The 15,758-nt window shown below is 44.6% G+C and carries 10 protein-coding genes and 1 pseudogene; 5 read left to right on the top strand and 6 right to left on the bottom strand.

All coding sequences use genetic code 11. From position 1 onward, the window contains the following. Window positions 1-36 precede the first annotated feature (36 nt). The 3 genes from AB4Z50_RS17125 to AB4Z50_RS17115 form a co-directional block, all read right to left on the bottom strand. Window positions 37-8,259, bottom strand: a complete 8,223-nt coding sequence (locus AB4Z50_RS17125; RefSeq protein ID WP_441880833.1) for an immunoglobulin-like domain-containing protein — start codon at window positions 8,257-8,259, stop codon at window positions 37-39. Window positions 8,260-9,110: 851 nt separating this feature from the next. Further along, window positions 9,111-9,794, bottom strand: a complete 684-nt coding sequence (locus AB4Z50_RS17120; RefSeq protein ID WP_441880832.1) for a DUF4367 domain-containing protein — start codon at window positions 9,792-9,794, stop codon at window positions 9,111-9,113. Continuing rightward, window positions 9,784-10,398, bottom strand: a complete 615-nt coding sequence (locus AB4Z50_RS17115) for a sigma-70 family RNA polymerase sigma factor (RefSeq protein ID WP_441880831.1) — start codon at window positions 10,396-10,398, stop codon at window positions 9,784-9,786. Before AB4Z50_RS17115 ends, AB4Z50_RS17120 begins: the two co-directional genes overlap by 11 nt. 166 nt (window positions 10,399-10,564) lie before the next feature. On the opposite strand from AB4Z50_RS17115, the gene AB4Z50_RS17110 reads away from it, so the two are divergent. Together AB4Z50_RS17110 and AB4Z50_RS17105 are read left to right on the top strand one after the other, a co-directional pair. Continuing rightward, the gene (locus AB4Z50_RS17110; protein ID WP_441880830.1) at window positions 10,565-10,957 is read left to right on the top strand and encodes a BlaI/MecI/CopY family transcriptional regulator; all 393 of its coding nucleotides are present in this window, start codon (window positions 10,565-10,567) and stop codon (window positions 10,955-10,957) included. Between the two features lie 17 nt (window positions 10,958-10,974). Then, the gene (locus AB4Z50_RS17105) at window positions 10,975-12,603 is read left to right on the top strand and encodes a M56 family metallopeptidase (RefSeq protein ID WP_441880829.1); all 1,629 of its coding nucleotides are present in this window, start codon (window positions 10,975-10,977) and stop codon (window positions 12,601-12,603) included. A 181-nt stretch (window positions 12,604-12,784) separates the two neighbouring features. Here the strand turns inward: AB4Z50_RS17105 and AB4Z50_RS17100 are convergent. The 3 genes and pseudogenes from AB4Z50_RS17100 to AB4Z50_RS17090 form a co-directional block, all read right to left on the bottom strand. Continuing rightward, window positions 12,785-12,985 (bottom strand): annotated as a pseudogene (locus AB4Z50_RS17100) (DDE-type integrase/transposase/recombinase); the annotation flags it as partial. Window positions 12,986-13,038: 53 nt separating this feature from the next. After that, entirely contained in the window at window positions 13,039-13,185 is a 147-nt protein-coding gene (locus AB4Z50_RS17095) for a hypothetical protein (protein WP_441880955.1), read from the bottom strand. Between the two features lie 160 nt (window positions 13,186-13,345). Beyond that, a complete protein-coding gene (locus tag AB4Z50_RS17090; protein ID WP_441880828.1) occupies window positions 13,346-13,819 on the bottom strand; it encodes a MarR family winged helix-turn-helix transcriptional regulator in 474 nt (157 codons plus the stop codon). A 151-nt stretch (window positions 13,820-13,970) separates the two neighbouring features. On the opposite strand from AB4Z50_RS17090, the gene AB4Z50_RS17085 reads away from it, so the two are divergent. From AB4Z50_RS17085 to AB4Z50_RS17075, 3 genes are all read left to right on the top strand, one after another. Further along, window positions 13,971-14,555 carry a DUF3238 domain-containing protein gene (locus tag AB4Z50_RS17085; RefSeq protein ID WP_441880827.1) on the top strand — a complete coding sequence of 195 codons (585 nt, stop codon included), beginning with the start codon at window positions 13,971-13,973 and terminating at the stop codon, window positions 14,553-14,555. A gap of 102 nt (window positions 14,556-14,657) precedes the next feature. After that, window positions 14,658-15,242, top strand: coding sequence for a DUF3238 domain-containing protein (locus AB4Z50_RS17080; protein ID WP_441880826.1), 585 nt, complete (start codon window positions 14,658-14,660; stop codon window positions 15,240-15,242). 70 nt (window positions 15,243-15,312) lie between these two features. After that, a partial coding sequence (locus AB4Z50_RS17075; protein ID WP_441880825.1) for an FMN-dependent NADH-azoreductase occupies window positions 15,313-15,758 on the top strand: 446 nt, incomplete at its 3' end.

Raw genomic sequence — 15,758 nt, 5'->3', positions numbered from 1 at the left:
ACGATCCGCTGGCAACAATTCTGCTGACTGATCATTTTAGTTCTCATCCAGCTCCAAAATACGGAGCAGAATTGTAATTACTTCCGCTCTGGTAGCCACGGCATTGAAGTCAAACTTGCCGCCTTCCTTGCCCTGCATAATCCCTTTTGCAGCAACTGCGCCAATCGCGCCTTTTGCCCACTCTGGCAGTTTAGCTTGGTCAGTAAAGTTTGCTGCTTTGTCCTTTTGGTCTTCCAGCTTCAAAGAACGAGCTATCATAACTGCAAGCTCAGCGCGCGTCAAACCGCTATTTGGACGCAGCGTTCCATCCGCATAGCCGCTTAAAATTCCCGCTGATACAGCCTGCTCCAGCGCTTCTTTTGCCCATGGAGCAATGTCAGCTTCATCATTAAAGGCATGCTGCTTTCCATCGCTTTGTACAGTCAATGCACGGGATAACATCACTGCAAATTCCGCACGGGTTACCGCCGCATTTGGCTTGAAGGTTTGATCCTTGTAGCCAACTACAAAGCCTTTAGTCACTGCCTTGCGAATCGAAGCTTCTGCCCAGTGTCCCGCAATATCCTTCAATTCAACCTGGTTCTCTTGATTTCCGCCGGTGTTGCCGCCGTTATTGCCACCGTTATTCCCGCCGTTGTTGCTACCATTGTTACCGCCGTTGTTGGTGTCAGGCGTGGTATCAACTACTGTAATCGTCAACACCTGCGGCTGTCCTGCGCTAAACTCAAACGTTAGCTTCGCAGTACCTTTTTGTAATTTCGCCAAGTAAGCCGTCGTAAACGTGATCTGATCACTATTCACAACATAATCAGTGCCAGCCTGCAGCTGTGTACTGCCGTTCTTAATGGCTGTCAGTGTATTCCCTTTAAGCTCCAGCTTTATTGCAATTGCTTGCTGCTTGCTAGTGTTCAGATCAAATTCAGCAGCAGCTTTGCTGATTTCGCTATCCTGAACGATAGGTTTGATTTTGTTAAGAAGATCCGTCTTAACTTCGCCGTCTGCCATAATCGTAACAAAGTTGCGAGCTATAGCGTTATCGGCAGCTGATCCAGACGCGAGAGCCTTTGAAACGGCAGCGCTTGCCGATGCTTCAAGCATTTCATTGTATTTGCCTGCGCCTAAAAGATATATGTCTGTAAATGAACTTGAATTTTTTAATTGTCCACTTTCAACTTCAAAGGTGGATCTGGTGCTGTCTGACTCACGCGAGCTGTCAGATTCATTGAGCATGATTGATATTCCGATTCTTCCGTTCGTGAGCTCCGATGCAGGATTATTATGAACGGTATTAAACGGAATCTTTAAATCGTAAATCGTCGTTTTCGTATCTTCATCTCTCGTAATCTTTGCTGCGATATCAGTAATCGGAGCAGTCGGTGCATTGGCGCCTGTGGGACGAGTCCATGCCCATATTACATCTTTGTTGTCAYTGGTGAGCGCGAACCCCAATTCATTCCGTGTAGTACTGTTGGTTGCGGGATTGCGTAAATCAATGCCTAACTGCAAATTATCCTCTCTCCATATATTTCCTCCAGTTTGGCTATTGAAGTGCACGTCGTCTGTAACGACAATGTATGCGTATAAATTGCTGTCGTCCCATGCAAAATGCGATCCCACGCTGAGGTCTTGCGGACCATCCCACGTTCCCGAAGTGACATAATCTTTGGTGTCCATTACAAATGCCGGAGTCGCAGCACTCTTTGCCGGATTTTCAGCGCCTGCAGAACTTACCTTTTCAGCGTATGCCGCGTCAAATTTTGCCGTATAGGTGTATGCTTTTCCGTCATCGAGTTGAAGCTTGAATGTAATCAGACCTGCGGCATAATACGGTAAATCTACGGTTACGGATTCGCCTGCCGCAAGCGCGTTAAATGTAATGGGAGTGAAATCTTTAGCATAAGCAGCCGGGGATACAATTGTTAATGTTCCGGGTGCAGAGGCTCTTCCTCCGACATTATACTTAACGATGAATTGTTGTTTATCTCCGTTTTTGGTTAGGTTGAATACAAACGGTTCCGCCAATAAATCCGAGCCGTAAATGCCGTACGGATTGTCCGCCGGGGTGCTATTTCTCAAGCCGGATGCGTAATAATTGTTGCTAAGTTCTATCGATGTGCCGCTCTCGCGCAGCATGGCATACACATTATTATTCTGGCCGTTCTTGGACGGCTGGAAGTAAGAAGTGTATACATGCGCCTTACCGCCGTGGACATCAATACCCGGATTGTTGCCAGGCAGCTGAGTAAAGTTTGCTTGCTGTAAGCGAACGACACCGTTATTTACGATTGCTCCCGCTACGGTCGGGCTTCCCCAGAACGCGCTGTTGTACAGGACAAGTTCAGCGTCTTGGTGGATTTTCGCGGTATTAGCTGCATCTCCCATTCTGACATACGCTCTATTCGGCTCCGTCGTGATGTTCGTATTAACCAATTCTGAGTTGATCGCGATTATTTTGGTGTGTTCGTCAGCGTCTTCCACATAGAGTGCGTACGTGGTTCCATCCGAACCGTGACCAATCATCGTCATTTTTCCGGGGTATGCGAATTCGCCGTTCCCCAGGTCTCTTTTCAGGAAGTGTATACCGTATACCGAACCGAAAACGAAATTGTTGAAAATCGTCTGGTCTTCCACATCGGCGAATTTGAGCGCACTCATGTATCTTTGTACGAATCCGTACAAATCGCCGGTTGGTGCCGAATATCCTTGGCCTCCCGGAAGCCTTAAAGCGTAATGCGGATTGAATTGCATATTTCTAATAAATCCGCCTTCCGCGCCTCCTCCGACCCAAATGCCTGCTCTGAGGAGCGTGCCTCCTAAATAATCAACATAGTGACCATCTGTTTTATAGGAAGCCAGATCTATTCCTTTATCCCCAATTGGGATCGTTAAATTGATTGCATATACGCCTGCGCCTTGCCCCTGTACCAAAAACGGAGTTTTAAGCGTTAGGTTAGGGTTGTCGAGATTGACGCTGGTTATATTCGTTTGCGCAATGTTAAGTCCTCTGAGCCCTGCGTTTGCCTTAAGCTGAATAAGGGAATTTCCGTTTTCTCCCTCAGCCCCGCCGGTGTACGCTGTAAAGATCGCCGTGCCGCCGCCTTGTGTATGGTGCTGTACGTCCCATGTTCCTCTGAGTTCAACACCCTCGGGAACGATGACGGGATTATTCAGTCTATATCTTCCACCAGGTAAATAGATCGTGCCGCCACCGTGATTAGCTTTAATATAGTCAAGAGCTTCCTGCAGCTTTGCAGATATATCCACGGTCGGTGCGTTGCCTGTTAACGAGCGCGGGAAGTCAAGTCTAAGCACTGCGCTTGATGTCGGTCTCGGGTGTACGTCAATATCTGTTTTTACATCTTTCGGAATAGGTTCAAACAAGTAATCAACATCATTTACGATTTGTACCGCGGTGTTATTGCCGTCAGCCTTAACGTCCAGTTTAAGGTTATCGATGTGAGCGGCAAGGTCAGCGCTCTCGATGTTAAGGTTATAACCGGAATTTACCGATTTGAATGTTCCGAAGTTTGCTCCAAAATGTGCATGTTTGTCTGCCTGTTTGAAATTGCTCTGACTGACTAATGCGCTTCCTCGGCCCAGGAAGTTCAGCGCATAATTGTCATATTCGTCGAACGTGCTATCCTCAAAGGATATCACTCCGCCTCTGGCGTTGCTTACAATCGGACCTTTAAATGCAACTCCGTTGAATTGAACAGAAGTGTCGAAACGTTCGTTGAAATATACTGCCGTGTCGCCTCCGAATTCCGAGTTCGAGAGCAGCAGACCGAAACCGTTAACGTTGTCAATGTATATACCCGTTTGACTGTCTTCGATTTTCAATCCGTAGAACTGCGCGTTCGGTGCTTCGTCGCCGCCAGGTTCTCTTCCGATCCACATCCCCGTCTTATACCCGGAAATATTTAATCCCGAGACATATTCCCAATCTGATCGGTGCATCATGAATCCGGTAGCATTCGCTCTTGTGTACGCTCTCGCGTCCGATAGAGACGGTGCGCCGTCAAGACCTGAATTCGCCCAGTATTTCGGGTTCATGTCCACGTTCTCGATACGTCCGATGTCTGTACACGTGTGAACCACGATGCCCTTGTAGAGAGCCGTCATATTACTGTTCACAACGTAATGCATTTCACTTGGCAGGGAGATGAATCCACCCCAAGCGTTTACAAGAGTAACGTTATCAAGCGTGACGCTGTTTCCGGTTCTTTGATAGAACGTCCACGGATACGGAATTCCTTTGATGTCTTCAAATTCCCCTGTCTTCTGGCCATCTGCGTTCCTCTTTTCAACAGTGGTTGTAGCATTAATATCTTGATTCGGATACCAGACTGAAAGGTTCGTTACACCTGTGCCTTGTTCCATGTCTATGAATCGATCGGATACGTTAGCTACTTTTTTGCCGCCTGTCTGATTTTCTCTCTCGTCAGAGTCAACATACGTATCATAATTGGCGGAATTATGTCCGGCATAGACTGCGAGAATGGTTCCGTCGATTTTACCATCGTAATCGTCCGCATCCGGATTATCCCATTCGCCGCGGAGCTGTACGCCTGCCCGCAAATTTAAAACCTGTTTATATTCGTAGGTTGTACTGCCTGTCGTGCTTTGAACGCTTATTGTGCCGGTAGTTTCCGTGTAGAACGCAAAGGTTCCCGCCGGAATATAGACTACGCCGCCGCCGTCATTATAAGCCGCATCAATCGCGGCCTGGAAAGCCTCTCTATTATCGAAATCAACTAAGCCCTCCGCTTCGGCCATCTCTGCTGTTTTCGCACCGAAAGCGAGTACGTTAAAGTCCGATATTGCCCAATCTTTCGCGTCGTGTTCCTGAACGATTGCCGCTCTCATGTGTTTTGCGTAATCATATCGATCCGGAACTGTAAGCACAAATGTTTTAGTCTGGGTTACAGGAGCGGCTACCGGACCTCTTTTTACCGTCGCCGTGAGCGTTACCTCGCCTCCGCCGTCCGGACGGTTTGTCGGTATCACGCCTGCAGTGGTTATAAGGGTAGCAGCGGATGTCGTCCATGTAATATCCGTCATATTTTCACCCATGGACGGGAGAACTACGTTCGTCGTCACATTTGTCTCAGAAGCATTCATGCCTTTGATTAAATTCCATGTCAGTTTATTCAACATATCGTTTACCGCTTCCTCGTCGGTTCCGGTCCCTGTTCCGCGAACGACGATATTAAAAGTTTTAACAACAGGTGTTGCCGTTCCTTTGCTTACTGTCGCCGTGAGTGTTACGGATGTGTTCACTCCTTGACGAACTACTGCGCCGGTGTTGCTGTTGATCACCGTGTTATTGGTAGATGCCCACACAATGTTCGTACTCGCTGAACCCACCTTAGCAAGATTCAAATTGGTTTCTACCAGATCCTGTCTGGTATTCGTACCCTTGATTGCGTCCCAAGTCAGCGCGTCCGAAACAAGTTTTACCGCTTCTTCATCCGTTGGAGGAATTTCGGTTATTCGTATGCTCTGTATGATTGCTCCGGCTGCACCGATCCGGAAGTGCGCTCCTTGATTTTGTGCTCCTATCGCAAAATTAGCTCCGTTAAGCACACCCTTTGAAGTCACCCAAGCGTTTCCGCTTCCTGTGGCCGGAAGGCTCGCTGATCTATACGCTTCAAATCCAGAGAAACTGCCAGGATATATGGTGTTATACTGTAACGAAATACCGCCCGCTGCGCTCGGTCTCCAGTATGTGACCGCTAATTCAACCTTGTTTGCTTGCTTAAGCTTAAGATCGTCTACAATGACGTACATAAAGTTGCCGATCTTCACAGCGTTTACGCCGCTTTGAGTGACTACATCCACCGCGGTACCGCCGTCTCCGATAAGACTGACGCCTATGCCGTTGCCTTGTAGTCCTTTGTACGGTCCAGCTGGATCTCCACCGTCGCCGAAACCGCTTCCAATGGTATCGACAGCATCAAATAATTCAGGATCGTTGAAGTCAATGAACACTTCAGCAAGTTCGTTAGTCGTACTGGCTACTGTCAAATTGAAAATTTTATGAACAGGTGCTGCATTACCTTTGGTTATTTTCGCCGTAAGGGTTACGGCTTTTCCTACGTCAGGGTCGCGAGTTACACTGCCAGTTGCGGGATCTATAATACCTGCCGGTTCAGCAGTCCATGCAATAGCCGTATAGTTCGCACCGGTTGCATGAAGTGTCAACCCTGTTCTTACTTCGGATTGAATAGCATTCGAATTCCTGATCGTATCCCATGTCAGCTTATTTGCTGCGTCCGATACGGCTTGATTGTCATCAAGATGCACCACTTTAACTCTTGTATGCGTTCCTGCAAAAGGATATTGCGTATTTTGAGCCGTACGTGCGAATGTATAATAGGTGCTGCCTGTTGGTTTTGCAAATGCCGAAGTATACGTGCCTGCAATAAGAGTACCCGTCGTCCAATCGCCGGTTGCCGGAGCGTCACCGGTAGTGTTGATCGCGAACTGCACAGCCTGGCCGTTTGCAGGCGCTGCTGAGGATAACGTAACGTTGCCCGTTGTCTCAACAGCCGTGGGAATAGGTTTCGGAGAATCCACGGTATTCTGAAAACGCGGGTTCTTGATATAGATGTCGCCTTGGGGCACGGATGACCATTGCATTTGCAATCTCCCTGCCTGTACCGTGTCCAAATTAATGGGATTGAAACCATTCGGAGAATTGGCCGCTGATAATTGCGCATAAACCGTAATCCATTCATTAACCTTTCCATTTTTGATTTCGTTAACATTAAGGTTAAGACGCGAATTGGTGTCAAGATTGTTACCGCCACTTGCCATCGCGATCCAGTTATTTCCACTGAGCTTTAAAAGGTCCGTATGTGTAACATACATATCAAAGACAAAATATTGATTCGCATAAGCTGATAAATCCTGATTGCCGCTGCTGCTAACAAAGCGGGCATCCCAAAGCCGTTCAACGCCGGCTCCTATTTTTCCAGCGCCCAACTTAACCGCGTTATTTCCGTCCGGCGCAATAGCGCTGCTTGTTCCCTCTTCTATATTAGGAAAATACGTCGCAGCCCGGGCGTTGACCTCCGCCGGCACGGCTCTCACCGTCAAGGTAAAAGTTTGTGTAGCACTTGCATTGCCCTTGGTAATTGTCGCCGTGAGTACGACGGTTTTGTCTACTTCTCTATTCAATAAACGATTTACGCCTCCGGTGCTGCTTATTGCCGCATTGTCCGAAGACCAGGCTACGTTAGTTGTTCCTATTGCTGTCGGAAGGCTAAGTTGTGATTTTACATCGTTATTCGAAGTATTACTGCCTTTAATCGCATCCCATGTCAGAGACGCCGCCGCCTCATTAACCAATGTTTGTTCATCAATAGACGTTACCGTAATTCTTGAAGATGCGCCGATGAAGTTGTAACTGTTGTCTGCTTTCGCCCGCGCGAATACATAATAAGTCTGCGCTGAAGGCAATGTGGCAAATTGATGAGAATAAACATTATCGTTTTTACTTCCATCCACCCACCCGGATGCGGGAGCGATCCCATCTTCGCTTATTGCAAACTCAACAGCTTGCCCGCTAGCCGGTGCGTTCGCAGTTACTGTTTTTGTTGCTACATCAAGTGCGGGAGCCGTTGACGGTGAAACCGGTACGCCTAGCGTACTTTTCTGGAAACGCGGGTTTTTTATGAAAACGTCAGTGCTAGGGACACTAGTATCCCATTGCAGATGCATGGCTAGTCTGGTCACCTTGTCTAACCAGGCGTCATTGAAATTCCCGGCTACGGCACTTGACGTAGATAACTTCGTATAGACCGTCGCCCATGTGCCCACTGCAGCATTTGTGACTCCGCTCAAATCAAGCTGGAGACGAGAATCGGCGTTGAACTTATCCGCAGCGGGATTACTGTCGCTTACGATGACGAGCCAGTTATTGCCTAGCATATTTTTAAAGCTCGCATTTGGAATATACATCTCGAAAACGAAGTATCCGTCCTTGTAAGCGGATACATCTTTTAGAGGCGCTACGCTTGGCGTGAAGAGGTTATCCCAAGGCCCCCCGCCCTTTGAGGTTCCGGTGTTTAAACTCCACGCTTTCTGTCCGTCTGGCGCATCGGCGTTTGTCGCCGTATTACCATCTGCGCCTGCATTTACGGTCAAAAGAGATACATCATCTCCCCATGCCGCGCTGACTGCCATAAGCGGAGAAAACAAAGTAAATAGCATCGCTGTCACAAGTAAAGATGCTAATAATCGTCTTTTTTTCATTCTCAAATTTCCTCCATATATCCTATTTTTAGGTTTTGAAGAGATCCCATAACTCTTTCAAACTTCTTCACTTAAATACTAAATTCAAAACTTTCTATGATTTTATGTAGTGCACAAAAAAAGTGATCCTTTACACCCAATATGAACCCCTCATGTGTGGCCTGACAACACTTTCCCGCTTTTATGCTGGCTGCCGCATCACCTCTACTATTCCATATGTCTAGTCTTGTAAATGCGATCCCGTCCACAATTGACCCGATGTTAGCGTTTTCACGAGCTCAAAAAAATAACAAGATTCAAAGAGCGATAAGCGTACGTGCAAATAACGTAATCTCACTACTTCTTTTAACCCTGTAATAAGTTCCCGGAACACGATTTGTATATTGGGGACTTATCTTATCATACGAGTGTTGCAATAAAGTTCCAATGAGGTAGTCTTATCCTTTATGGGGACAATATTAATTTAATGAAAACAGAACGCCGTCTCGCTATCATGTGGTATCGTCCCCAATCACAATTCAACTTGTAATTTTCGAATCAACCAGTTCGTCAACCCCTGCCCCCTCGTTCCAATGAACTGGCTCTACCGTAGATTGCATTCAATCTTGATTCCAATCCTAAATTTCATTTCCTCCTGTAATCTTATGAAGCAACTAGGCTTCACCAAAAAAACCACTTCAGATGAAGTGGTTTGAATTAATTGTTTGGAGGTGCCTAGGGCGACCCTCACCCCTGACCTCATATCTGCCAGTGATATGCTCTCTCGTGTGGGGCTATTACACTACCCCAATTTATCTAGCATTCGACGGGTGGGGCGTTCCATTCATTCACGATATACACGCATCAACTCATTAAGGCTCCACCGATTCGGCTACCTTCATAGCCTCGTCGCCCGAAATCGGACCGGACACGCCATACTGAATGCCGTCAACCACCCAGAACAGCTCTGTGAACTCGGCTTGCTCGAAAATTAAGCCGTCCGCTCCACCCACTTTGGTCTGTGTGAACAGGTCTGTCGGGAACGCTGCCGGCATGCGGCTCGCGCTGAACGTCACCGTCTTATCACCCGAACCGTATGTGAAGTTTAAATCTCTGAGCGGTTGGTCCTTCATTCCCACGCCGACGATCTCAGCCAGCTTGAAGCCTTCCGGGGCGACTTGAGGAACAAGCACACCGGAACCGAAAGCTGCTTTCGCTGCCTCCGCCGTTCCTAACGGAGTTGTAATCAATTGGGACAACTCCGAACCTGTGGCTCCTCCGTTTCCGGGCAGCACGATTTCCGACGAATTATCCGTTGGCGTCGGGACTGCGGCGGGCTCTTGCAGCATCGGCAATCCCGCCACTATGACGACTGCCGCGACCAGCGCTGCCGCTCCTGCAAGCCAGGCTTTCGGAAGAACGAATCGGCGGCGGCCTCTCGCTTCCGCGGCGGCTTGTTTCCTGATCTTCTGTTTAACGCTATCGCTCAATTCCATTTTAGAAAACAACATATCATCCGACTCCTTTTGCAAATGTTGACGTAAATTACGCTCCATGTCCGTCATCGGTTGTCTCCTCCTTGCGCATTTCCCGAGCCAACGCCTCGCGCGCCCGGTGCAGTCTGTTTCTCACGGTACCCTCGGGCGACGACGTCGCTTTCGCAATTTCCCGTGTGTCCAAGTCCAGATAATAATATAAATACAAAGCCTCCTGATACGGCAGAGGCAGACGCAGCATATGCCGCAAAATCTCGCTTTTCTGCAATCTTTTAAGCGCTTCTTCTTCTACGTTGAATATCCGTCCCCGCTCCATCAGGCTGGGATCGGTCGGCTGTTCCGTAAACATCCGCACGCCCATCTTGTCCCGGCAAACGTTGATAGCGATCGTCGTCAACCAGGTTTTAACCGCGCTATCTCCACGAAACGAGTTCCAGTTGCGATAAGCGCGAAGAAATACCTCCTGACTGATATCCTCGGCAAAATGCCGATCCCCGGTATAAAAATAAGCGGTGCGCATGATCGTCGAGCCAAAGCTTTCCATCAGCTGCTCTAGAGCTTGAGTGGGATCTTTCGGGAAATTTTCCTTATTATTCGAGCCGGCCGGCATCACTGAATCATCACCTCCACCTATTAGACGGCCTGAGCGCATTTTTCGCTGCACTGGATCTCCCACCTAGAGGTATTACACATCATAATTATTATTATTTTCGTCGTTATAGGAAGTGAATGGTACGAGATGTTCGTTGACACAATAGGACTACACGTGTAGTATATGATTTGTAGGCCTACAATTGTGATCCTTTTACATGTAACGGGAGGTTTCGAGTATGACAAAATTACCACAAATCACAGATGCAGAATGGGAAGTTATGAAAATCCTCTGGGCGAGGAAGGAATGTCCATCCAGCGAAATTGTTAAACAACTAACGGAAACAATGGACTGGAGTCCGAAGACGATTCGTACGCTGCTTAACCGTCTGGTGCAGAAAGAAGCGGTTGGAATCAACAAAGACGAATCTCGACGAGCCCAAATGTTTTATCCTTTGGTTTCAGAAAATGAGTATTTGCAAAGTGAAACAAAAAGTTTTTTGCAAAAATTGTACGGTGGAGCCATTAAACCGATGCTTGCGAACTTCCTTCAGGAGAAAAAACTGACGGAACAGGAAATCAATGAGCTGAAACAATTATTCGATGATAACAAATCGAAGACAGGCAAATAGCCATGACATATGTGCAGATGTATATGCAGTTTTTTTTCGACTGGGTGATTCGCGCTTCGTTGATGGCAAGTGTGCTGGTTGCTCTCATTGTCATGATCAAATGGATGCTCAGAAACAAGTTGCAGCCGAAGTGGCATTATCTCCTATGGTTTCCTGTTGTCATTCGGCTCGTATTGCCTTGGGCGCCAGAAAGCTCGTACAGCGTATACAATCTATTGCCAATGAAGCAGCAGTTGTCTAATGAATCCCTTTTAGGATCGCTCGATGATATTTCCAATCTTTATGAACGAAAGAATCAGTTGAAGAACAACGTGGATTCACCGAGCGAATGGACACTCAAAGATCCATCCGATGTCATAGTTCATTCCTCTGCGAATGTTCCTGAAAAACAAGTCCTTGCAAAGCAATCGTTTGTGGATCTATTATCCAAAATAACGCTGCGAGACATCCTGTTGTTTGGTTGGTTGCTAGGGGTCATAATCTTGAGCCTTGTAACCCTTATAGCCAATATCAACGTGTATAGACGAATTAAAAAACAGCCCAATGTAACCCATCCAGCGGTATTACAAGTATTCGAGCAATGCAAGCGCCAAATGTCGGTCAAACAACCGATTCTTCTGACCGTAACAGATGCAGTGCCGAGTCCTGCGGTTTATGGGTTTATGAAACCAAGGATTTTATTATCCAGTTCGTTGATTCGTCCGATGGATGCCGATCAATTCCGTTATATTTTCAATCATGAACTGGCACATATCAAGCGCAGGGACGTTGCGATGAATTGGCTCATGCATGTTCTGGTTATTTTACATTGGTTTAATCCGATAATGTGGGTTGTCTACGCACGAATGCGAGCAGATCAAGAGATAGCCTGTGATGCATTAGCCTTGTCCTACATCCATGCTGAACACAAAGCAGCTTACGGCCAGACGATCATTAATTTATTGGAGTATTATACAGGAGCCCAGAGATATCCAGGTTTGGTCGGATTATCGGGTAATTACAAGCATCTCAAGAGGAGAATACTCATGATTAAACATTTTAAGAAAAATTCTATGCGTTTATCTGTTTTAGGATTAGCAACGCTATTAACTGTCTGCTCATTCTCATTAGTAAATGCTCAAGGGAATACCCAATCAAATGAAACAGTGGAAGTGGCAAAGCTATCGAAGCCTGGAGGCGGCCAAATCCAAAGCCTGACAGTCAATACTGCAGAAGAAGCTACTCTCGTATTGCAGAAGTATTTTAACCTGACTGGATTTTCACTTATAAAAGATGAAAGAGAAACTGCCACTTATGTAACCGCAGACGACAGTATGCGTGTATGGGTTGGTCAAAATAATAAAATAATTGGTATTAACGATATGAAGGCAGCTAAAGAATCAAACAAAAGCAATGAAATACAAAAAGAACAATGGATTTCAATAGACCAAAGTAAAGAGAAAGCGACTCAATTGGCTCAACAATTCTTGGACGTTAGTGTTCAAGAAGTACAAATTACAACAACAGAACATAGCTACGCCAATGATTCACTTGTTTTATTCGAAATTAAACCTTCTTCCGAGGGTAATCCTACCAGCGATGGCCGGTTTCTTGTAACAGTGGATCGATCCACTGGAGATATTACAAATAATAACCCTTTTCTGTGAATGAGCTGAACGACTAGAGGCTATCAACTGCTACCGCAAGGCCTTAGGGCAACAAATGTACAATCGGAGAACGATAGTTAAATAATCAGTGCAGCAGTCTGAACAAGACTCCATTTTGTAGACAATAAAAAAACCTATGCTGCATGGTCAAGCCCCGATTTTATAGACATTGAAAAAAGCCCTAGGAAACAAGCTGGCGACGGTACTCAACCGGAGTCAGCTTGTTAAATACCTTTTCAAACGTTATTAATACCAACGGATTTTCATTGTTGAAACTCATGTGATAAGCAATAATTTCAGTATTAAACAAATCCTTAATAACGTACAGGTAAATCTTCTGATCGAACACGCGGTACTGAGTAATATCCATGACCCATTTCTGATTGGGTTTGTCGGCTGTAAAATCACGATTAAGTTTATTCTCCGCTACACGTCCTACATACGGCGCCCTCTATTATCCATAAGCCTGTACTCTCCGAGTTGCTTGTATTTACGCATCCATATCTTAATCTGACCTTCATCTTCAATCCCCAATACCTTTATTATCTCCCTTTTTGTTTTGCCACCTAGCTTTAGCTCGATTGCTTTTAGCTTGGTCTCCTAACTGTAACGTTTAAACTTCTGTCCTTTTGTAGCCAATGCCAAACACCCCCTAAAATAGTTTAGATTAACCCAGTTTTTTTTCTAATGTCTATTTTTGGGGGTGCAGTTCAATCATAGAAGAGGTTTTAATTTTCTATGATTACCACACAGGTCTTACTCTTGTTGGTAAATTACCTTCATTTGCTCCATAAATTAATTTTGATAAATCTTCTTTGATCATTTGCAGTCGTTCTGCTCCAATGTTTTCAATCCAACGTTGCTCAATCTCAGTTAGAATCTTCTCTTTTGCTTTCACTACTAACCAACCTCGTTCGGTCAAAATAATAATTTTCCCTCTATTATCAGTGGGATGAGCTTTGCGTATTACATAACCACATTGCTCGAGATAATCCACCATTTTACTCACAGCTTGCTTTGTAACTCCTAAATATTCGGCTAGTTCTATACCTGTTGCTCCATTAGGATTGATACATTTAAACATAAAACCATGTACAGGTCTAATATCATCAAATCCCAATTCACTCAATCTGTTATGTAGTTCATTAATCGATACACTAAAAGATAATGACAAAAGGGATGTAAGATCTAATTCACTAAAAAATTGATTATTCATACATATTACCTCCTTCAATAAAGTCAACTAGGTTGACTTTGTTCAGAGTTCATTGTACTATGCATAATATAGTCAATCAAGTTGACTATATTACGATTGTGAAAGAAATAGAATTCACCGAGACAAAATTAATAAATTATGGAGGGTTCTTATGGCTAATATCGTTAAAATTAGAGGAAGTGTATTTGCACCGTATGCTTGGTTGGAACCTATTAAAGATCCTTCAACTGGAAGGATCTTCGAATATACGGGTGATGCACGCGAATTTACACCTTACGCTGTAAATACAATGAGATCAAGATTAGAGCAAGAAGTGATTATTGATTTTTATAAAAAAGAAATTTTCACATTTGCAGATGCTTGTATTACGACTGTGAAAATTACAAATCCAGACGGTTCTATCGAACATAAAAAAGGAAAAACAAATACACAAAACATTGTATGTACGAATGTTATGTGGGGCGCTGATGATGTTTCTTTTGAAATGAGGGCAAGTGCCAGCAATCCGTTGAATACAGCAGCACCTGCAGCTGACTATGTATTAACTATAAACGTTAACAAAAGTGGGGATGCACATATCGAAGGTTTCCATGATGGGTTCCCTTGCTATGAATTTTATAAACAAACAGATTTCGGTCCATTTGAATTCATATATACACATGATTTCAGAAAAACTGGTGACACTCCAGCAGCGCTAGCTGGGGAAATGGAATACAATTTCAAAGCGACACTCTAGAAATAAATATTAAGTAGAAGATTGTAAACAGCAAATATTAAAGGAAAAGCAAGCATTTAACCATACGAAAAATAATATTAAACATTACAGAGGTGTATTCTCATGACTACTATCGTTAAAGTTAGAGCAAGTGTATTTATTCCAACATCTTGGACTGAACCTAGGAAAGATATTCAAACGGGTAACACAATCGAATTCGAAGGTGACTCACGTGAGTTTACACCTTATGCAGTAAACACTTTGCGTTCAAGAATTGAACAAGAAGTAATTGTAGATTTCTACAAAAAAGAAATTTTCACATATGTGAATACTGGCATAACAACAGAAAAAATCACAACTCCTGATGGTTCCATTAATAAAAGATCAGGAAAAGCTAGTACGGAAGGCATTTTGTGCACGGATATTGTATGGGAGTCAGACGAGGTCAAATTTCAAATGAGTGCAAGTGCTAGCAACCCATTAAATGTATTAGCACCTCCTGTTGACTATCTATTAACTGTACTTGTCAAAAAAGATGGTATTGTCGACATTCAAGGGGAACACGATGGATTCCCTTGTTATGAATTTTATAAGCAAGTAAATTTGGGTCCGTTTGAACAAATTTATACCCATGATTTCAGAGAAACTGGTGATACACCTGCAGCTATGGGTGGGGATATGGAGTATAGATTCAAAAAGATATTGTGAAGCCAATATGATGAACTTTTTAGTAATTAAAAATAAAACACCTTAGAGTAGTGAACACCAGGAGGAACAAATGACAACAGTTTTATTCGTAAAAGCAAACAATCGCCCAGCAAATCAATCAGTCAGTGTAAAATTATATGATGCATTTTTTGCGAGTTACAAAGAATCGCATCCAAATGATAAAATAATAGAGCTTGATTTATACAAGGAAGAATTGCCATATGTAGGCGTAGATATGATTAATGGCACTTTTAAAACGAGTAAAGGACTTGCGTTAACAGCAGAAGAAGCAAAAGCAGTAGCTGTTGCTGATAAATATTTAGATCAATTCCTTGCTGTTGATAAAGTTGTGTTTGGTTTCCCATTATGGAACCTAACAATCCCAGCTGTGCTACACACATATATTGATTATTTAAACCGAGCAGGTAAAACATTTAAATATACACCAGACGGTCCAGTGGGACTTATGGGGAATAAGAAAATTGCATTATTAAACGCTAGTGGCGGTGTATATTC

The sequence above is a fragment of the Paenibacillus sp. 2TAB26 genome (assembly GCF_052115145.1).
Taxonomy (GTDB): Bacteria; Bacillota; Bacilli; order Paenibacillales; family Paenibacillaceae; genus Pristimantibacillus.
Note: the sequence above shows the minus strand (reverse complement) of the source record. Positions and strands in the feature narration are given on the sequence as shown.